The sequence below is a fragment of the Adlercreutzia sp. genome, assembly GCF_056795635.1.
Window position 1 is genome coordinate 23,775 of the sequence record NZ_JBQIIT010000015.1, and the last position, 18,160, is coordinate 41,934.

Genomic DNA, 18,160 nt, shown 5'->3' on the forward strand with positions numbered 1-18,160 from the left:
ATATCGTCCCGGTATTGTACCGCAGCCCCCGCGCGCGGTCGTCGGCCGCTGCGAGATGACAAAAATGACGGTTGCGCGAGGCTACAGCTTGCACTTCCCCAGGCGGGATTTCGAGTCGTTGGCCCACACGCAGAGCAGCTGGCGCGACCGGGCACCGTAGGAATGGGCCACGATGCGGCGGGCGCCGTCACCCTCCACGGTGACGGTCAGCTCCAGGTAGTCGTAGGGCATGTCCTCGGGGAACTTCTCGGCCCATTCCACGAAGGCCACCCCGTCGCCATCGCCGTCGATGGCGCTGTAGTAGTCAATATCCTCCAGCTGGAAGCGATCGTCGAGGCGGTACAGGTCGTAGTGGTATACCGGAATGCGCCCCTCACCGTACTCGAGCAGGATGTTGAAGGTGGGGCTCGTCACCGGCGAGCGCACGCCGAGGGCGGCGGCCACCCCTTGCACGAACTGGGTCTTGCCGGCGCCCAAGTCGCCGTCGAGCACCACTACGTCGCCCGGGTGCAGATAGGGCGCCAGGGTGGAGGCGAGCTGCTTGGTCGCCTCGGGGGTGGTGGTTGTGCGCTGGTATGTCAGTCCGTTGGCCATAGGGCTATCATAGCCCGCCCGCGCGGCGCTGATCAGTCGAAACGGCCGAAGCCGCAAAACCTGACCAGATAACCCACACATCCCCGACATCCCTGACGATTTCGTCAGCGGTTGCCTACTTCCGCTTCTTCGTGGCGTGGCAGGCGTACATGACAACGCCCACGGCCACGCCACCCACGATGTTGCCCAGAGTCACGGGAATGAGGTTCGCCGTGATGAAGTCGCCGAAGGTGAGCAGGGCGGTGTTGACGCCCGCCGCGTCGATCATGCCGGTGTAGGCCGGGTTCATATAGGCGAAGATGCCCGCGGGCACGTAGTACATGTCGGCCACGCAGTGCTCGAAGCCGGCCAGCACAAAGCCCATGATGGGGAAGAAGATGCCGAGGATGCGGCCGGCGGTGTCCTGGGCGGTGTTGGCCTGGTACACCGCGATGCACACCATGAGGTTGCAGAAGATGCCCAGCACAAAGGCGTTCAGCCAGGGCAGCCCGTTCTTCGTGGCGGCCACCTTCGCCGTGTACACCGCCAAGTCGCCCCCGCCGATGTTCAGCTGGCCGAAGAAGGCCATGCAGGCGGCCAGGAGCACCGCGCCCACCAGGTTGCCGGCGAACACGATGGCCCAGTTGCGCCCGAGGCGCCCCCAGGTGATCTTGCCGTCGAGGGCGGCGGTGATCATGAGGGCGTTGCCCGTGAACAGCTCGGTGCCCATGAGGATGACCATCATGAGACCCACGGGGAAGATGAGGCCCGAGACGAGGCGCACCATGCCGGCGTTGTCGAGGGCGTGGGCCGCCGTGGAGGAGGTCACGCCGCCCAGGCCGATGAGCAGGCCCGCGGCCACGGCGAGGACGAACAGGCGCCACGCCGGCGATGCCGCCTTTCCCACCGAAGCCTTCATGTAGTTATCGGTGATCTCGGTGGGCGTGAAGATGGACATGGTCGCTCTCCTTCTCGTGAATATCAGCGAAAGACATATCATTTCACGAGAAAGCCCCGCCAAAGACGGGGCTCCCAGAGGAATCGGGCAGCGGTACGACCTACCGACAGGCCGCCTCGGCAGCCCGCACGACGTGGGCCATGGTGACCGTCGTGGTCACGCCGCCGAGGCCCCGGGGCACCGGGGTGATGGCGCCTTCGGGCCCCAGCACGGACTCCACGGCGTCGAAGTCCACGTCCCCGCAGAGGTTGCCGTCGGCGTCGAAGTTGATGCCCACGTCGAGCACCGTCTGGCCCGGCGCGAAGAACTCCGGCCCGAAGGCCCGGGCGCGGCCCGTGGCGCACACCACGATGTCGGCCTCGCGCGTGTGGGCCGCCGCATCCTCGGTGCGGGAATGGGCCAGGGTGACCGTGGCATGGCGGGCCAAGAGCATCATGGCCACCGGGCGCCCGATCACCAGGCTGCGGCCGAGCACCACCACCCGCTTGCCCGCCACGGGAATGCCATAGAAGTCCAGCATCTCCAGGCAGGCCTGGGCCGTAGCCGGCGGAAAGCCCTCCCCCGTGTCGGCGAACACGCCCGCCAGCGACGCGGAGCCGATACCGTCGATATCCTTTTCCGGAGCCAGACGGTCGCAGACGGCGCGCTCGTCCATGGAGGGGGGCAAGGGGCGGAACAGCAGGCAGCCGTGGACGGCCTCGTCGCCGTTCACCGCCTCGATGACAGCCTCGAGCTCGGCCTGGGACGCCTCAGCGGCCAGCTCGAAGCGGCGCACGGCGATACCGAGAGCCTCGGCCCGCTTGCGCGCGGTGCGCTCGTAGGACAGGTCGTCGGGACGCTCCCCCACCCGCACGATGGCCAGGGTCGGGGTCATGCCGGCCGCGGCGAGGCGCTCGATGCGCGGCACCAGATCGTCGGCCAGGGCCGCCGACACTTCCTTACCGGTAAGCAGCTTCGCCATTATCCCAACCTCTCCACCACATCGGCGTACACATCGTCGGCCAGGGCGCTGCCAGCGGCGATGAGATCCTCCATCTGGTCGCGGTAGGCGGCGGCCCGGGCCTCGTCGTCCATGGAGCCGATGTTGATGCGCACGTTCAGGCTGGCCGCCAGAAGGGCCGCCTTGGCCAGCACCGCCCCGGCCCCGGCGTCGGACACGGCCAGCACCGAGCCGTGACGGGCCAAAAACACGCAGGATTCGATGACCTGCACGCACTGGCCCATAATGGCCAGGGGCGCCTCACAGGCACCCACGAGAGCCGCCTGGAGCGCCGCGCGCTGGGCAGCGGCCTCCTCCTCGGTACCCCGCGGCAGCCCGTAGGCCGCCGCCAGGGGCGCGAAGGCCTCGGCGTCCTCGTCGATGAGCTCCAGCAGGCGGATGCGCGTATCCTCAAGTTCCGCCAGCTCAGTCTGAACGCGCTCCTCTACCGCCGCGTACTTCTTCTTCCCCACGGTGAGGTTGCCCACCATGGAGGCCAAAGCGCTCGCCAGGGCCCCGGCGTAGGCGCTCGCCCCGCCGCCGCCCGGCGTGGGCGCCTTCGATGCCAGCGCGTCGATGAACTCGGTATCTACCATATTCGCTCCTCCCTTTGAGCGGTCGCGCCTCCTTGCGCCAGGGCGCCGAAGCAGTTATACTACAAGGGCACTGGCAAAGCCCGTAGGTGGCTAGACCTGGTACGGGCGGCGCGGTGTTAATGATTAAGCCCGGTTGCCGCCGGGCTTTCTTTTTTTATTCTAGCAACAAACAAGGCCCCCAGCTTGAAGCTGCGGGCCTTTTAATCGAGATATCAAAAATCGCTGGTTCGCCCAAGGAAGTCAGCGAGGGTTCGACCGGTGCCTGGCATTGGGCCGAACCGCGGCCGAGCGGCCTTCGCGCCGCGAGGGAGAGCGGTGAGGTGCAAGGCCAGGTGCCGGTCGGAGCCGCAGCGGCAGCTGCGTGGGGTTGTTCTTTAGAACAACCCCACAATGGTACCGTCTTCTAGCACGTCGATCTTGTGGGCGGCCGGGGCCTTGCCCAGGCCGGGCATGGTCATAATGGAGCCGGTGAGCGCCACGATGAAGCCGGCACCGGCGGATACCTTCACCTGGCGCACCGTGACGGTGAAGCCGCGGGGGGCACCGAGCTTGGTGGCATCGTCGCTGAACGAGTACTGAGTCTTGGCCATGCACACGGGCATATCGCCGAAGCCGAGCGCCTCCAGCTGCGCGATCTCCTTCTGCGCCGCGGGCTCGAACACCACGCCGTCGGCCCGGTAGACGCGACGGGCAATGGCCTCGATCTTCTCGGCGATGGACAGGTCGTCCTCATAGGAGAACGCGAAGGTCTCGGCCGAGCGGCCGGCCGCGTCGCCGTTCTCGCAGAGGGCCACCACCTCGTCAGCCAGGGCCAGGCCGCCCTCGCCGCCGCGCGCCCACACCTCCGACAGGGCCACGTTCACGCCCAGCTCGCGGCACTTGGCCTCCACCAGGTCCAGCTCGGCCTTGGTGTCGGTCGGGAAGGCGTTGATGGCCACCACGCAGGGCAGGTTGTACACGTTGGTGATGTTCTCCACGTGCTGCAGCAAGTTCGGCAGACCCGCCTCCAGCGCCTCCAGGTTCTCCTCGTTCAGGTCGGCCTTGGCCACGCCGCCGTGGTTCTTGAGCGCGCGCACGGTAGCCACAACCACCACGGCATCGGGCTTAAGCCCCGCCAGGCGGCACTTGATGTCGAGGAACTTCTCCGCGCCCAGATCGGCGCCGAAGCCGGCCTCGGTCACGCAGTAGTCGCCGAGGGCCATGGCCATGCGGGTGGCCATGATGGAGTTGCAGCCGTGGGCGATGTTGGCGAAGGGGCCGCCGTGCACGAAGGCCGGGGTGCCTTCCAAGGTCTGCACGAGATTCGGCTTCAGGGCGTCCTTCAAAAGCGCGGCCATGGCGCCCTCGGCCTTCAGGTCGTGGGCCGTGACCGGCTTATCGTCGTAGGTGTAGCCCACCACGATGCGGCCCAAACGCTCCTTCAGGTCGGTAATGGAGGTGGCCAAACAGAAGATGGCCATGACCTCGCTGGCCACGGTGATGTCGAAGCCGTCCTCGCGGGGCACGCCGTGGGCCTTGCCGCCCAGGCCGTCCACGATGTGGCGCAGCTGGCGGTCGTTCATGTCCACCACGCGCTTCCAGGTGATCTTGCGGACATCGATGTTCAGCTCGTTACCGTTCTGGATATGGGCGTCCAGCAAAGCCGCGAGCAGGTTGTTCGCCGCGCCGATGGCATGGAAGTCGCCGGTGAAGTGCAGGTTGATGTCCTCCATGGGCACCACCTGGGCATAGCCGCCGCCGGCAGCGCCGCCCTTGATGCCGAACACGGGGCCGAGCGACGGCTCGCGCAGGGCCACGACCACGTTCTTCCCGCGCTGGGCCAGGGCGTCGGCCAGACCCACGGTGGTGGTGGTCTTGCCCTCGCCGGCCGGCGTGGGATTGATGGCGGTCACCAGGATGAGCTTGCCGGAAGCGTGCTCCTCCTCGCGCAGCAGGTTGAAATCCACCTTGGCCTTGTAGTTGCCGTACAGCTCAAGGTACTTCTCGTCGACGCCGGCAATGGCGGCGATCTCGCCAATGGGTTTCGGTTCGGTCGCCTGGGCAATTTCAATGTCGGTCAACACGTCGGGCCCTCTTTCTCATGTCACGGCGCCGGGAACGTCCTGGCAGCCTCCTCTGACGAATGCGCCCGCACCCGTGCGGGCCGCAGCCCCCATTCTAGCCATGGAACCGCCCCGCGACCCTCACCGTTCCCCCAAGGGCGCAACTTCCCCCCGATACGGCCCCGAGGCTTCTTCCCTATTGGGCCCGCTCGGCGATGAGGCGCAGGCCGTGGAGGGTCAGTTCCGGGTTCACCGTGGAGATGGTGGCAGAATGGGGCGCCACCACCGGGGCCAGGCCGCCCGTGGCGATGACCGGGGCCTCGTAGCCCAGCTGGGCGAAGATGCGGCGCACGAGGCCGTCCACCCGATCGGCCTCCCCCAGCATGATGCCGGCTTGGATGGCCTCCACCGTGGAGGTGCCGATGGGGGCCGGGGGCACCACCAGCGCGATGTCGGGCAGCTGGGCCCCGTGGGTGAACAGGGCGTTGGCCGAGGTCTGCACGCCCGGCGCGATAATGCCGCCACGGAAACGCCCCTCGCCGTCGATCACCTCGATGTTGGTGGCGGTGCCGAAATCGACCACCACGACCGGAGCCCCGTAGAGACTGCGGGCGGCCACGGCATCGGCCACGCGGTCGGCCCCGATCTCGTGGGGATGCGGGTAGTCCGCCTCGAAGAGCCCGGCCGCCGTCTCGGCCGAGCACACGAGCGGCGCGGTGCCCGTGGCATCGGCGATGGCCTGTATCCACGCGCGGCTGAGCTGGGGCACCACCGAGGCCACGGCCGAGGCCCGCACCTCGGCTAGGGCGAGATCGTCCAGGGCGAAAAGCGAGGAAAGGGTCACCCGCAGCTGGTCGGCGGTCACCAACCGATCGGTGGCCACGCGCCACATGGCAGCGAGCCGCTCGCCGTCGTAGGCCCCGATAACGGTATGGGTATTCCCTATGTCAATAGCAAGTAACATAATTATGACAATCTTCCTCAGTTTTCCAGTAAAATATGACACAGTGTTTATAGTGAACACGGTGCTTGATTATATCAAGGATTAAACGATCTGCCCCCGTGGGGCAATCGTCGACATGACGAGAGAAAGGCAAGATTATGATTGAGACACCGAGCCGAATCCTTGTCGTTGACGACGAGCCATCGATCACTGAATTCGTCAGCTACGCGTTGCGGAAGGAAGGCTACGACGCCGACATCGTCGACAACGGCGAGGAGGCCTTCGCCCTCGCGAGCGCGAACAACTACGATCTGTTCGTCCTCGACATCATGTTGCCGGGAATGGACGGCTACGAGCTGTGCCGCCGCCTTCGTTCCAAGACCACGGCTCCCGTGCTGTTCCTGTCGGCCCGCGATACCGAGCTCGACAAGGTCGTCGGCCTGGAAATCGGCGGCGACGACTATCTGGCCAAGCCCTTCGGTGTCCGCGAGCTCATCGCCCGCGTGCGCGCCCTGCTCCGTCGCGGCCAGGGCGGCGAGTTCCCGGGTGCCTCCAATTCCATCACCGCCTCGGGCATCACGCTCGACGAAGATGCCCATACCGCCGCCGGCGACCACGGCGAGATCGACCTCACCCCGCGCGAGTTCGAGTTGCTCGCGAGCCTCATGAAGAGCGCCGGCAAGGTGGTCTCCCGCGAGGACCTGCTCCGCGATGCCTGGGGCTGGGAGTACCTCACCGAGACCAAGACCGTGGACACCCACATCAAGCGCCTGCGCGACAAGATCCACGCCGCCGGCTACGATCCCGGCCTCGTGGAGACCGTCCGCGGCTACGGCTACCGCTTCAAGGCGTAACCGCTGCACACCCATCTTGAACGTCAAGAGGCTCCCGTCGGGGAGCCTCTTTCTTATGGTCGCGCCTCTCGGTCGGGAGCGGCGGATGTGCCGATTCGCCCGAACCGCCCTACTTCACCACGGCCTTCACGGCGTCGGCGCAGATGACGGCGGCCACGATCTTGCAGAAGTCCACCACCATGAAGGGGGCCACGGCCGTGAGGAAGGCCGTCATGAGGTCCACCTGGCCCACGGCCATATACTGGGCGCAGCCGCAGACGTAGGCCACGGCCGTGAAGATGAGGCCGGCCGCCAGATCGGCCCCGAAGGTGCGCAGGAACGCCACGGCCCGCTGGGCCGGGGTGAGGGCGGCCCGCTCGGCGGCCGTGGGGCGCGAAGCACTCCCCGCGCCCGAGCCCCGGGCCGTGCGCACCAGGTGCAGGAACAGCACCGCGGCGCTCACACCGAGGAGGTAGCCCCACAGAAAGCCGCCCGTGGGGCCCGCCAGCACCCCGATGCCCCCGCGCATGCCGGAGAACACCGGCACGCCCACGGCGCCGAGCAGCAGATAGCCCGCGATGGCGGCAATGGCCTCCTTGGGGCGCAGCACCACGATGGCGAAGGTGACGGCGAACATCTGCAACGTGAAGGGCACCGGCCCCAGCGGCACGGTCACCCATGCCGATACCGCCATAATGGCGATGGTCAGGCCCACAAAGGCCACGGAACGGGTGCGCGCGGAAGCGCTGGTTTTCGTGCGTACAGTTTCCATGGTCATATCTCCTTTCGACGAGGGAGATACTACGGGACGCCGCGCGCTTCCGGCGCCAGAGTCGCGCTTGAGCGGCCAATGGAAAGCGATTTGCTCAGTTTTGAGCAAATGCACAAAATATGAAAATGCCTCGGCCTCAGGCCTCCTCGCCCCGGGCGCACAGCCGGGCCAGACGGCGCAGGCGCGCCATCTCCCATCCGATGAAGACGGCCGTGACGATGGTGGCCAGCAGGTCGGAGATGGGGGCGGCGAAGTACAGGGCATCGAGGCCCGTGAGCCCCGAAGCCACCGAGGGCAGCACCTCGGGCAACAGGTAAAGCAGCGGCACGAGGAACAGGATCTGCCGCGTCAGGGTGAGGAACACCGACTTGGCCGGCTGGCCCGTGGCCTGGAAGTAGTTGGCGCTCACGATTTGGAAGCCCACGAAGGGCAGCACGATGAACTGCACCCGGATGGCAAAGGCGGTGAAGTCCACGAGCCCGTCGTGCTTGATGCCGAAGCCGTGGGCGATGGGGGCGGCGAACAGCTCCACCCCGGCGAACATGACCACGGCGATGGAGGTGGCGGCCCCGATGCCGTACCACAGCGTCTTGCGCACCCGGGCTACCTTGCGGGCACCGTAGTTGAAGCCGAGCAGCGGCTGCAGGGCGATGGCGATGCCGATGAGGGGCATGACGGTGAACTGACCGATACGCTGCACCACCCCAATGGCCGCCAGGGCATCGTCGGCACCGATGGGGGTGAGGGCGCCGTACTTCACGAGCTGGAAGTTGATGACGAAGTTCACCACGGCCATGCCGGCCTGCACGCAGAAGCTCGGGAGCCCGTAGCCCAAAATGGTGCCGATGAGGGACCCGCTCGGCACCATGGAGCGCACCGACAGGCGCATGGGCACATCGGTCCGGCCGCAGAAGTACCACAGCACCGTGGCGCAGGAGCAGGCCCAGCCGAGCACCGTGGCCAGGCCGCTGCCGGCCACGCCCCAGCCGAGCATGATGACGAACAGGAAGTTGAAGGCCACCGAGCTCACGAGGCCCACCACCATGGTGCCGAGGGCCCGGTTCGGGGCGCCGCAGGTGCGGATGAAGTTGTTCACGCCCATGCCGATGCACTGGAACAGGAAGCCCGAGCAGAGGATCTGGATGAAGGTGAGGGCGTAGGGGCGCACTTCCTCGGTGGCCGATGCCAGGTCGAGCACCCCGTTCACGAGCAGGGGGTTCCAACCGATGAACAGCACCACCACGGCGGCCACGAGACTCAGGGACACCACGTTGCCCAGGGCCCGTTCCGCGTCCTCGCGCCGGCCCTCCCCCAGGCGCAGGGCCGCCAGGGCGTTGCCGCCGTTGCCGATGAGCATGGCCAGGGCCATGAACACGATCATGATGGGGTTGGCCACGGTCATGGCCGACAGGCCGATCTCCCCCACCGCGTGGCCGAGGAACACCGAGTCGATGATGGCGTAGGAGCCGTTGATGAGCATGCCGGCCACCGAGGGGATGGCGAACTCGGTGATGAGCCGCGGGATGGAGGCGGTGCCCATGCGGAGCACCTTCTCGTCGCCGGCCGAGCGGCCGTGCAGCGCCTCTCCCCGGTCGTCCAGGGCCGCGTCGCCCGAAGAGCGGCCGGAGCCGTCCTCGGCCGCGGCAACGCCCGCGCCGGGGCCGTCGGCTCCCGGAGTGCGGTCGGAAGGTGTCATAGGTTCGGTCGGTTCGCTCTGCTTCGGTTCATCCATGGGGCTCGTGCCTTTCCTCAAAAACGCCGAGCGCCATTGTAGCCCCTAGGGCAGCGGGATAACGTGGGCCTCCCCCGAGGCGACGGGCACTATGCCGTCAGCGGTGCGCACGAGCAGCCGACCGCGCTCGTCCACGCCGGCGCCGACGCCCTCCACCGTGGTCGCCCCGCCGATGGTCTCGATGCGCAGGGGGCGCCCATCCAAGAACGACACCGCCTCGTAGGTGGCCAGGGAGGGCTGGAAGCCCAGTTCGCGCCAGCGGCCGTAGTTCACGAGCACCCGGGCGAGCACCTCGCGCTGCACGTCGGTGATGAGCTCCTCGCGGCGCGCCGCCTGCTCCGGCTCGTCGAGCGCCTCGATGGCCGCGCGGACGGTGACGGGATGGCCGGGGGCGGAAGCGGGATCCATCATGAGATCGGCCAGGTACTCGGGGATGTTGCGGCCCTCGATGGGACGCTCCACATCGGGCGGGAACACGTTGATGCCGATGCCCACGCACACCCCTCCCCCGCAGGCCTCCAGCGAGATGCCGCAGAGCTTGCGGTACTCGTCGGCCCGCTCGCAGTCGGCGGGCATGTACACTACGTCGTTGGGCCACTTCAGCTGGATGCCGTCCTCGAGGGACGGATCGGCCATGGAAGCGAGGGCCCGCTGCACGGACAGGCCCGCTACCAGGCTTAAGGTGGCCAGGCCGCTGCCGGCCACGTCGGGGCGCAGCAGCAGCGACATGTACAGGCCGCCCTCGGGGCTGTCCCAGCCGCGGCCCTGGCGGCCGTAGCCGCCGGACTGGCGCCGGGCCCGCACCACGAGCCCCTCGGCCTTGCCCTCGCGCAGGGCCTCCTTCACCACCTCGTTGGTCGAGGTCACCTCGTCGATCACCGTGAGCTTCATCTACAACCGCCTCGCCTTCCCCACGCGCTCGGCCGCCGGAACCGCATCGGCGACCGTGCCGTCGGCCAACTCGTAGCCGGGCAGGATATCGAGCAAGGGGCGCACCACGAAGTCGCGCTCGACAGCGCGGGGATGCGGCAGGGTGAGCTCGTCGTCGGAGGCCACGTACATCTGGTAGTCCACGATATCCAGGTCCAGGGTGCGCGGGCCGTTCTCCACGGTGCGCACGCGGCCGAGGGAGTTCTCGATGCCGTGGAGGTAGCCGAGCAGCTCCTTGGGGGGCAGCCCGGTGCGCAGCAGCACCACGGTGTTCACAAAGGCGTCCTGGTCGGTGTAGTAGGCCGGCTCGCTCTCGTAGAAGGGGGCCATGTCGATGATCTGAGTGTCCGGCAGGGCGCAGAGCTGTCCCACGGCGAGATTGATCTGGGCGATCTTGGCCTCGGTCTCCTCGCCGGGCTCGGCCACCAGGGCCACGTTGGAGCCCAGGCCCAGCACCACGGCCGGGCGCAGGTCGCCCAGGGCCGCCACGGTGAGGGGCACGTTGTGGGTGCGCACCACGCTCGCCCCCAGCTCGCAGGCGAGCAGCGCCTCGGCGGCCGAGGCCACGTCGCGCTCGTGGGGCTCTTCCACGCCGTAGGCGTAGCCCACGTAGCTCTTGCGGGAGGCGGCCACCATGACCGGATAGCCCAGGTGCACGAGCTCGTGGAGGTTGCGCATGAGCTCGATGGTCTGCTTGGGGGTCTTCCCGAAGCCGGGGCCCGGATCGATGCAGATGCGGGAATGGTCGACGCCCGCTTCCTCGAGGGCGGCGGCCGCGTCGCGCAGGTAGTCGCGCACCTCGGCCACCACGTCGTCGTAGACGGGGTTGTCCTGCATGGTCTTCGGCTCGCCGGCCATGTGCATCACCACGCAGCCGCAGCCGCTCTTCGCCACGACCTGCACCATGGCCGGGTCGCGGAAGCCGGACACGTCGTTGACGATGGAGGCGCCCGCGGCCAGGGCCCGGGAGGCCACCTCGGCGTGGCGCGTGTCCACCGACACGCACAGCTCGCGCTCGGCCAAGGCCGCGATCACGGCCCCGATGCGCTCCCACTCCTCGGCCGGATCCACCGGGTCGGATCCGGGGCGGGTGGACTCGCCGCCCACGTCGATGATGGCCGCGCCAGCGTCCACCATGGCCAGGGCGTGCTCCACCGCCGCGTCGGCATCGAGATAGAGGCCTCCGTCGGAGAACGAGTCGGGCGTGATGTTCAGAATGCCCATGACGATGGGCGTCGATGTATCGAAGTCGAAGCGACCGCAATGCCAAATCATGAAGGGAAAATGCCTTTCCGTCTGCCAGCCTAAGCGCTCAGTGTAATGCCGACCTCGCCGCTTTTCATTGACTTTCGGGCGAAAGGCCCGTGTACGGGCTCTGCGCGGGCTCCGAGAGCGAGGGCGAGAAAAGAAGCGGCCCGGCTGGAGGGGGCCAGCCGGGCCAGAAGGAGGGGGGATGCGACTCTCTCAGGAGCCGCTTTCTGCTTTTCAGAGACAAAGCAGGCAAGTGATCGGAGGGGGTTGTCTCACTTGCTGGGCTCAGTATAACAACCGCCCTTGAATTCCCTATGACGCGAAGGTGGGGAACTTGTGGATTCAACGGGTCATCTTTAAGCAATTCTTCAGAATTGAGAAGAATTCCCATCAGCGGTAACAACCCGTCAACGCCGTCGCGACGGTCGCGGAAGCGGGACGCAGGCGCCTCTCCCAAGGGCCGACGGCGCGATGCTTCCGGAAAGCCTGCGCACGGCTTCGGCAGACCGGCAGCGCACCGCTGTCGCGAGCTTCACCCGCGACCCCCGGAAACGCGCGGCGCCCTCGGGGGTCGCGGGGCGCAGGCGTCGCGGGCCGCGCCGGCGATCCCTAGCCGTTTTTCCGCTGGAACAGAATGTTGTTGGTCTCGAGCCAGCTCTCCACGGTGCCGGTGTCGAAGCCGTCGGCCGGATCCACCACGAGGGCGTACATCTCCTCTTCGGCGAGCACCGCATCCAGGGCGTCGGTCAGCTGGATCTCGCCGCCCACGCCCGGCTTTCCGTCGGCGAGCAGCTCCATGACCCGGGGCGAGAGCAGGTAGCGGCCGAACACGGCCAGGTTGCTCGGCGCGTCCTCGAGCGCCGGCTTTTCCACGAGCGAGTCCACCTTCCACACGTCGTCGGCCACGGCCGCACCGGCGATGACGCCGAAGCGGCTCACCTGGTCGTCGGGCACGGGCATGACGGCGATGACGCTGGCCCCGCCGTGGGCGTCCGATACCGCCTTCATGGCCGGCAGCATCTTGTTGTCGGGCACGAGCACGTCGCCCAACAGCACGTAGAAGGGCTCGCCGGCGCAGGCCTCGGCGGCGCAGCGCACCGCGTGGCCGAGCCCCAGGGCCTCTTCCTGGTACACGTAGCTCACCGGGTAGTTGCCCACGGCCTCCACGGCATCGGCGTAGGCGTCCTTGCCGCGCTCGCGCAGCAGGGCCACCAGTTCGGGGTTCGGGGAGAAGTGCTCCTCGATGGCGCGCTTCTCGCGGCTGTTGATGATGACGACCCCGTCGGCCCCCGAGGCCAGGCCCTCCTCTACCACGTACTGGATGGCCGGGCGGTCCACCACCAGCAGCATCTCCTTGGGCTGGGCCTTCGTAGCCGGCAGGAAGCGGGTGCCGAGCCCCGCCGCGGGAATGAGAGCCTTCATCGGGCGCCTTTCTCTGAGGGGGCCGCACCGGGCGGGCCCCGTGTCTTCGCATATCGTCGGCCCATGATACCACCGCCTGCTCCCGCACGACCCCCCGTGGCTTGAAAATCGAGGTTGTGCGACGCTTCGGGACTGCCGGCCCCTTCCTGGCCATGATGCACCAGGGGAAATGCCCGGGCGGTATCGCGCACCCCTCACCCGAGGGGCCGATCTTGTCGCACAACCTCCATTTCCAAGCCACACCGCCCCAAGCGCCGGCCTTCATTTATACTGGGGCCATGGAAAACGAAAACGGGCAACATACCGACCCCATTCCCGACGAGGCCTTCGTCCGGTACCGCGCCGCCGAAGCCGGCAAGCCGGCCGCCGTGCGCTTCCTCGCCTTCAACACCGTGGTGGATATCGAGGCCTACGGCGAAGACGGGGCCTGCGCGGCCGCCTTCGACGAGGCCCGCACCCTCTGCCGCACCTACGAGCGCCTGTTCAGCCGCACGCTTCCCCACTCCGATATCGCCCGCGTGAACGGCGCCGACGGGGCGGCGGTGGCCATAGACCCCCTCACCTACGACCTGCTCTCGCGCGCCGTCGCCTACTGCGCGGCCAGCGAGGGCGTCTTCGACATCACCGTAGGGCCGGCCGTGGGCCTGTGGAACTTCCACGAGGGCACGGTGCCCGACCCCGACGCCCTGGCCGAGGCCGTGGGCCATGTGGACTGGCGCCAGCTGAAGCTGTGGAAGGAGGGCGGCACCTGCCACGCCCAGCTGGCCGACCCGGCAGCCGCCGTGGATGCGGGCGGCATTGCCAAGGGCTGGATCGCCGACCGGCTCATCGAGGCCCTGGCCGCCCATAACCTCGACGGCATCATCGTGAACCTGGGGGGCAACGTGGCCGTGCGCGGAACGAAGCCCTCGGGCGAGCCCTGGGGCATCGGGGTGCGCAACCCGGCCGACCCGGCCACCCTGCTCGGCGCCGTGCCCCTGGCCGCGGGCTCGGCGGTCACGAGCGGCATCTACGAGCGCTGCTTCACCGCCCCCGACGGCACCTTCTACCACCATATCCTGGACCCGCGCACCGGCATGCCCGCCGCGACGGACGTGGCCGGCGTGACCGTCATCTGCGAGCAGTCCATCGACGCCGAGGGGTTCTCCACCACCCTGCTCGCCTTGGGGAGCGAGCGCGGTCGTGCCCTCGTGCAGCGGCACCCGGAAATCCAGCAAGCCTTCTTCGTGGACCGGGAGGGGCGCATCACCCCGGCCCGCTAAAGCCCCCCGGGTCTTTCGCGCCCTCAGTCCCGGACCGCTAGAACCCCTGTAGCCTTTCGCACCGCCAGCCCGCACGCGCCCCTGGGGTCTTCCCACCCTGCGCAGCGGGCCGCTCGCACCTCTGTGGTCTTTCGCCCGAGCCGTTTCCGCCGCCCGCCCGGAGCGCTATAATTGTTACAGTAATGAACTATTCCCGAGGCAAGGAGCCGGGCCGTGGGCGCCACTTCCGAAAAAGACAAGTTCAACCTGGACTCCACCTATTTCGTGGCCTTCGAGATGGCCCACGAGGCCCTGGCCCGGGGCTTGGCCGCTGCCAGCGATCTGAACATCACCCAGTACCGGGTGCTCACCAAGCTGCTGCAAGCCGGCGAGGCCGTGAACCAGGGCGCCCTGGGGAAACTCCTCGGCATGAAACCCAACGGCATCACCCAGGCCGTGGATGCGCTGGAAGCCCGGGGGCTCGCAACCCGGGAGAGCGGTCGGGCCGACGGGCGCACCCGCTTTCTGCGCGTCACCGATGCCGGCGCGGCCCATGTCGCCGCCGTGAACGAGGCCCTCGTCGAGAGCCTCTACGAGCACTTCCCCACGGCCAACCCCACCTACCGCACCATTTTGGAGGCGGCCGTGGCAGCGGCGGCCCAGATCGAGCCGCCGCTGAATTCGGAGATGGCCAACCGCTTCCCCGCCACCCGCTCCCTCGTGTCCATCGAGCTTTTGCGGGCCGAGACCGAGCGCACCCTGCGCGAGGCCACGGGTGCCTCGTTCAACGAGTGCCGCATCGTGCAGCGCCTGAGCGAGACCGACCGCCCCGAGCGCGTCGGCGAGTTGGCGGCGGCCCTGCACCTGTCCCCGGTGAACGCCGCCCGGGCCACCGAGCGCCTCGTCGGGCGCGGCTGGGCGCGGCGCCTGAAGTCGCCCGCCGATAAGAAGGCGGTCTACGTAGCCCTCACCGACGAGGGCGTCTACCAGGGGTTCCTCATCAGCGCCACGGTAAATGAGCTGGCCGCCACGAAGCTGTGGGCCCACCTTACCCCCGGCCAGCGCGAGGCCATCGAGCGCGTCGGCCACGTCGTGGTGGCCGAGCTGGACGCCCGCCGCCAAGCAAAGGAGCAGGCCGCCTACGACCTGCTCCAGGAAATCTAGGGTATTTCGCCACCCGCTACGACAGCGCCGCCTTTGGCTGCACCGGTACGCTCGCCTTCGGCGCCGGAGTGCCTTCCAGCTTGCGGATAAGGGCCGCGGAGCCGAACAGCAGGGCCACATTCACGACCAGGTCGGCCGCCGCCCAGCCGCCGAGGACCGGCAGGCTCACCGTCGCCACGTTCAGGGCCGAGAAGGTGCCCACGGTGAGCAGCATTACCACCGCGCCGCAGCCAGCTGCGGCCGCCACAAGGCTCGTCCCCAAGCTGTGCCCCGCACGGGCGCGGGCCACACAGGCACACACCACCATCGATGCCGCGCCGAGCAGCGTGCCCAGGAAAGCGGCGAAGGCGATAACGCCCAGCACAATGACGGGCAGCCCCGGCAACTTCGAGCTCATGGAGCCCACCTGCACCGCCGACAGGATGCCGAGCACCACCACGACCAGGCACACAATGGCCACCAGCGCCGTGGCCCAGCCCCATAGAAACGCCGTTGCCGGGCGCGGCCGCCCCTCGCCGCGGGCCGCAAGCGCCCCGTAGAGCACCGGACCGGCCGTGGACACCACGAGCGCGAGCCCCGCCGCGAACAGGAAGGCCACGAAGGCCGAGCCCGTGAGGATGGAGCAGATCACATCCAGAATGGGCACGCCGGACGCCGAGATGTAGTCGAAGGCGAGCACGCCGGTGCCCCCGGCCACGGCAAGCCCGATGCGGGCCAGAATAGCCATCACGAGCGCCATGGCGTACAGCGTGAGAAACGGCCGCGCCATTGCTTTCATATCGTTCATAGTCAGCTCCTTCCGAAGCAATCCCGCGGAACGTCCTGCGCCCCGCGCGTTCCGAGCGCGGCCCTAGGCCTCGCCCATCTCGTTTTCCACCGCCGAGGTACCGCAGAGGTAGCCGCCGCAGAACGCCAAGCCCACATCGCCCATGAGCGATCCCAGAATGGGATCGCCGATGTAGCTGTTCTCGCCGCAGGCGCCGCCCGCGGTGTGCCAGCCGGCGTAGAGCCCCGGAATGACGCGGCCGCTCGTGCCCACCACCTGCATCTGGTCGTTGATGAGCAGGCCGGCCTTGGTGCCGTAGAGGTTGCCGCCGATGCGGCAGCCGTAGAAGGGCGGCGTGGTGATGGCGTGCAGCCACTCGGACGGCATGGGGTACATGAAGTCGTCCTCGCCCCGCTCGCAGGCCGCATTCCACCGCTCCACGGCCTCGGTGAGCACCCCTTCGGCCAGGCCCAGGTCGGCCTCCAGCTCTTCTAAGGTGTCGCGGCGCTTCAGCACGTCGGCCTCGATGGCATCGGCCACGCCGTGGTGCCAGTCGCGGTAGTGCTCGGGCACCTTCTCGATCTGCTCCAGGTCCGGGGTCAGCAGCTTGCGGCAGTGCTCCTGGGCGAAGCCCGCCAAGTGATCCTCGTAGTTCGCGTCGAAGACGATGTAGGAGCGGTGGCCCGGCGGGGTCATCTGGATGGTGGCCAAGTCGCCCAGGGCGTAGATGGCGTTGGCGCCGTCCTCGGCCACGCGGGAGTCCATATAGCGCAGGCGGTTGCCGCAGCGGTCGATGGTCAGCCACGGCTGGCGCGACAGCTGGGTCATGCCGTCGTAGAGGAACCGCGCCCAGGTGCCGCCCTCGGCCTGCCAGTCCACACCGCCGTCGAAGGAGGCTGAGCTGTTGAAGCCGGACACATCGGCCCCCACTCCGAGCCCCATGCGGAAGCACTCGCCGGTCTCGCCGGCCGTCAGATAGCTGGAGGCGCAGCCCATGGCCGCCGTGGGGATGTACTTGTCGAGCAGCGCCTTGTTGTTGCAGAAGCCGCCGGCCGTGAGGACGACGGCGCGCTTCGCGTGGATGAACTTCTCCGCGCCGTAGTCCTCGTTCACCACGACGCCCACGATGCGCCCGTCCCCGTCCTGCACAAGCGCCACCGCCGGGCTCTGGAAGAGGAACTCCACCCCGTGCTTGTAGCCGTAGTTGAACATGGCATCGGTGGCATCCTTCATCTTCAGCACGTGGTGGTCCAGCGTCGAGCGCTTGGGGGCCACGTACACGGGCACCTCGCCGAGGCGCCAGTGCACGCCGCAGTCGGCCATCCAGTCGAGGCTCCTGCCCCCTTCCTCGGCGATCTTGTAGATGAGCTTGGGGTCGGCCGCGTAGTGGTACTCGTCCATGGCCCAGTCGGTCAGGGCCTGGGGCGAGAAGGGGTAGCTCGGGAAGGCGAACTTCTTCTCCTCCTGGCCGGAGTAGCCGCCGAGGATGCCGCACATGCCCGCCTCCTGGGCGTTGCCGCCGGGAAGCCCCATGGCCTCCACGCAGATGACCTCGGCCCCCAGCTCGCAGGCGCGAGCCGCGGCGTTCAGGCCACCGCCTCCGGCGCCCACCACGCAGATGTCGCACTCGTAGTCCCACGCTGCGGGCACGGCCCGGGGCGGAATGGGCGTGGCGTCGTTGGCGGGGAAGCTCGCGGCGTCGTGCTCCCGGAAGGTGCCGTCGGCGGCGCTCGCGTTGGTGGCATGGCTCGGGTCGGAGGCGGCCACGGGGTCGCCCTCCCGCGTCCAGTCGCCCCGGCGCTCGGCGCTCGCGGCGAGGGCCGCCTCGGGAGCGAGCAGCCCTGCGGCAGCGGCCCCGGCCGCGGCCAGGGCCGACCCGGAGGAAACCGCGCGTCTGGCGCAAGGCCTTTCGCCCTGGCGCAACGCCTCGCCCGGCTATTTCAAGGCGGTGCGCGACA

16 protein-coding genes are annotated in these 18,160 nt (G+C 68.3%); 3 read left to right on the plus strand and 13 right to left on the minus strand.

The window, feature by feature from the left end; genetic code table 11:
- Positions 1-81 precede the first annotated feature (81 nt).
- The 6 genes from tsaE to ACTOXK_RS09125 form a co-directional block, all read right to left on the minus strand.
- Positions 82-594, minus strand: a complete 513-nt coding sequence (gene tsaE / locus ACTOXK_RS09100) for a tRNA (adenosine(37)-N6)-threonylcarbamoyltransferase complex ATPase subunit type 1 TsaE (RefSeq protein ID WP_482276584.1) — start codon at positions 592-594, stop codon at positions 82-84.
- A 115-nt stretch (positions 595-709) separates the two neighbouring features.
- Complete coding sequence (locus ACTOXK_RS09105) at positions 710-1,531, minus strand: formate/nitrite transporter family protein (RefSeq protein ID WP_482276583.1); 822 nt, start codon at positions 1,529-1,531, stop codon at positions 710-712.
- A gap of 100 nt (positions 1,532-1,631) precedes the next feature.
- Positions 1,632-2,492 carry a bifunctional 5,10-methylenetetrahydrofolate dehydrogenase/5,10-methenyltetrahydrofolate cyclohydrolase gene (locus tag ACTOXK_RS09110; RefSeq protein WP_482276582.1) on the minus strand — a complete coding sequence of 287 codons (861 nt, stop codon included), beginning with the start codon at positions 2,490-2,492 and terminating at the stop codon, positions 1,632-1,634.
- Positions 2,492-3,106: a cyclodeaminase/cyclohydrolase family protein gene (locus tag ACTOXK_RS09115; RefSeq protein ID WP_482276581.1), complete on the minus strand. Its 615-nt coding sequence runs from the start codon at positions 3,104-3,106 to the stop codon at positions 2,492-2,494. The genes ACTOXK_RS09110 and ACTOXK_RS09115 overlap by 1 nt, the downstream gene beginning before the upstream one ends.
- A gap of 374 nt (positions 3,107-3,480) precedes the next feature.
- Positions 3,481-5,169, minus strand: a complete 1,689-nt coding sequence (locus tag ACTOXK_RS09120; protein WP_482276580.1) for a formate--tetrahydrofolate ligase — start codon at positions 5,167-5,169, stop codon at positions 3,481-3,483.
- A 175-nt stretch (positions 5,170-5,344) separates the two neighbouring features.
- Entirely contained in the window at positions 5,345-6,112 is a 768-nt protein-coding gene (locus tag ACTOXK_RS09125; RefSeq protein WP_482276579.1) for a type III pantothenate kinase, read from the minus strand.
- A gap of 137 nt (positions 6,113-6,249) precedes the next feature.
- On the opposite strand from ACTOXK_RS09125, the gene ACTOXK_RS09130 reads away from it, so the two are divergent.
- The gene (locus tag ACTOXK_RS09130; RefSeq protein WP_482276578.1) at positions 6,250-6,945 is read left to right on the plus strand and encodes a response regulator transcription factor; all 696 of its coding nucleotides are present in this window, start codon (positions 6,250-6,252) and stop codon (positions 6,943-6,945) included.
- Positions 6,946-7,054: 109 nt separating this feature from the next.
- Here ACTOXK_RS09130 and ACTOXK_RS09135 read toward each other — a convergent pair whose 3' ends face one another.
- The 5 genes from ACTOXK_RS09135 to ACTOXK_RS09155 all read right to left on the minus strand — a co-directional run bounded on the left by ACTOXK_RS09135 (position 7,055) and on the right by ACTOXK_RS09155 (position 13,031).
- Positions 7,055-7,696: a biotin transporter BioY gene (locus ACTOXK_RS09135; protein WP_482276577.1), complete on the minus strand. Its 642-nt coding sequence runs from the start codon at positions 7,694-7,696 to the stop codon at positions 7,055-7,057.
- 136 nt (positions 7,697-7,832) lie between these two features.
- Positions 7,833-9,428: an MATE family efflux transporter gene (locus tag ACTOXK_RS09140; protein WP_482276576.1), complete on the minus strand. Its 1,596-nt coding sequence runs from the start codon at positions 9,426-9,428 to the stop codon at positions 7,833-7,835.
- 45 nt (positions 9,429-9,473) lie between these two features.
- Positions 9,474-10,319, minus strand: coding sequence for a biotin--[acetyl-CoA-carboxylase] ligase (locus ACTOXK_RS09145; protein WP_482276575.1), 846 nt, complete (start codon positions 10,317-10,319; stop codon positions 9,474-9,476).
- The gene (gene folP / locus ACTOXK_RS09150; RefSeq protein WP_482276573.1) at positions 10,320-11,633 is read right to left on the minus strand and encodes a dihydropteroate synthase; all 1,314 of its coding nucleotides are present in this window, start codon (positions 11,631-11,633) and stop codon (positions 10,320-10,322) included.
- Positions 11,634-12,218: 585 nt separating this feature from the next.
- Entirely contained in the window at positions 12,219-13,031 is an 813-nt protein-coding gene (locus ACTOXK_RS09155; RefSeq protein ID WP_482276572.1) for a UTP--glucose-1-phosphate uridylyltransferase, read from the minus strand.
- 278 nt (positions 13,032-13,309) lie between these two features.
- Here ACTOXK_RS09155 and ACTOXK_RS09160 point away from each other — a divergent pair, with 278 nt between their 5' ends.
- Positions 13,310-14,293 carry an FAD:protein FMN transferase gene (locus tag ACTOXK_RS09160; RefSeq protein WP_482276571.1) on the plus strand — a complete coding sequence of 328 codons (984 nt, stop codon included), beginning with the start codon at positions 13,310-13,312 and terminating at the stop codon, positions 14,291-14,293.
- Positions 14,294-14,506: 213 nt separating this feature from the next.
- On the plus strand, positions 14,507-15,436 hold the full coding sequence (locus ACTOXK_RS09165) for a MarR family transcriptional regulator (RefSeq protein ID WP_482276570.1): 930 nt from the start codon (positions 14,507-14,509) through the stop codon (positions 15,434-15,436).
- A gap of 16 nt (positions 15,437-15,452) precedes the next feature.
- Here the strand turns inward: ACTOXK_RS09165 and ACTOXK_RS09170 are convergent, their stop codons facing one another.
- Entirely contained in the window at positions 15,453-16,223 is a 771-nt protein-coding gene (locus ACTOXK_RS09170; RefSeq protein ID WP_482276569.1) for a hypothetical protein, read from the minus strand.
- 63 nt (positions 16,224-16,286) lie between these two features.
- A complete protein-coding gene (locus ACTOXK_RS09175) occupies positions 16,287-17,969 on the minus strand; it encodes an FAD-dependent oxidoreductase (RefSeq protein ID WP_482279420.1) in 1,683 nt (560 codons plus the stop codon).
- Positions 17,970-18,160 lie beyond the last annotated feature (191 nt).

Excerpts from the sequence above, each read along its gene's own strand:
- ACTOXK_RS09135 (WP_482276577.1), bottom strand. The coding sequence starts at position 7,696 with ATGGAAACTGTACGCACGAAAACCAGCGCTTCCGCGCGCACCCGTTCC.
- ACTOXK_RS09105 (WP_482276583.1), bottom strand. The coding sequence starts at position 1,531 with ATGTCCATCTTCACGCCCACCGAGATCACCGATAACTACATGAAGGCT.
- ACTOXK_RS09110 (WP_482276582.1), bottom strand. The coding sequence starts at position 2,492 with ATGGCGAAGCTGCTTACCGGTAAGGAAGTGTCGGCGGCCCTGGCCGAC.
- ACTOXK_RS09170 (WP_482276569.1), bottom strand. The coding sequence starts at position 16,223 with ATGAACGATATGAAAGCAATGGCGCGGCCGTTTCTCACGCTGTACGCC.
- ACTOXK_RS09125 (WP_482276579.1), bottom strand. The coding sequence starts at position 6,112 with ATGTTACTTGCTATTGACATAGGGAATACCCATACCGTTATCGGGGCC.
- tsaE (WP_482276584.1), bottom strand. The coding sequence starts at position 594 with ATGGCCAACGGACTGACATACCAGCGCACAACCACCACCCCCGAGGCG.
- ACTOXK_RS09145 (WP_482276575.1), bottom strand. The coding sequence starts at position 10,319 with ATGAAGCTCACGGTGATCGACGAGGTGACCTCGACCAACGAGGTGGTG.
- ACTOXK_RS09115 (WP_482276581.1), bottom strand. The coding sequence starts at position 3,106 with ATGGTAGATACCGAGTTCATCGACGCGCTGGCATCGAAGGCGCCCACG.
- folP (WP_482276573.1), bottom strand. The coding sequence starts at position 11,633 with ATGATTTGGCATTGCGGTCGCTTCGACTTCGATACATCGACGCCCATC.
- ACTOXK_RS09160 (WP_482276571.1), top strand. The coding sequence starts at position 13,310 with ATGGAAAACGAAAACGGGCAACATACCGACCCCATTCCCGACGAGGCC.
- ACTOXK_RS09130 (WP_482276578.1), top strand. The coding sequence starts at position 6,250 with ATGATTGAGACACCGAGCCGAATCCTTGTCGTTGACGACGAGCCATCG.
- ACTOXK_RS09140 (WP_482276576.1), bottom strand. The coding sequence starts at position 9,428 with ATGGATGAACCGAAGCAGAGCGAACCGACCGAACCTATGACACCTTCC.
- ACTOXK_RS09155 (WP_482276572.1), bottom strand. The coding sequence starts at position 13,031 with ATGAAGGCTCTCATTCCCGCGGCGGGGCTCGGCACCCGCTTCCTGCCG.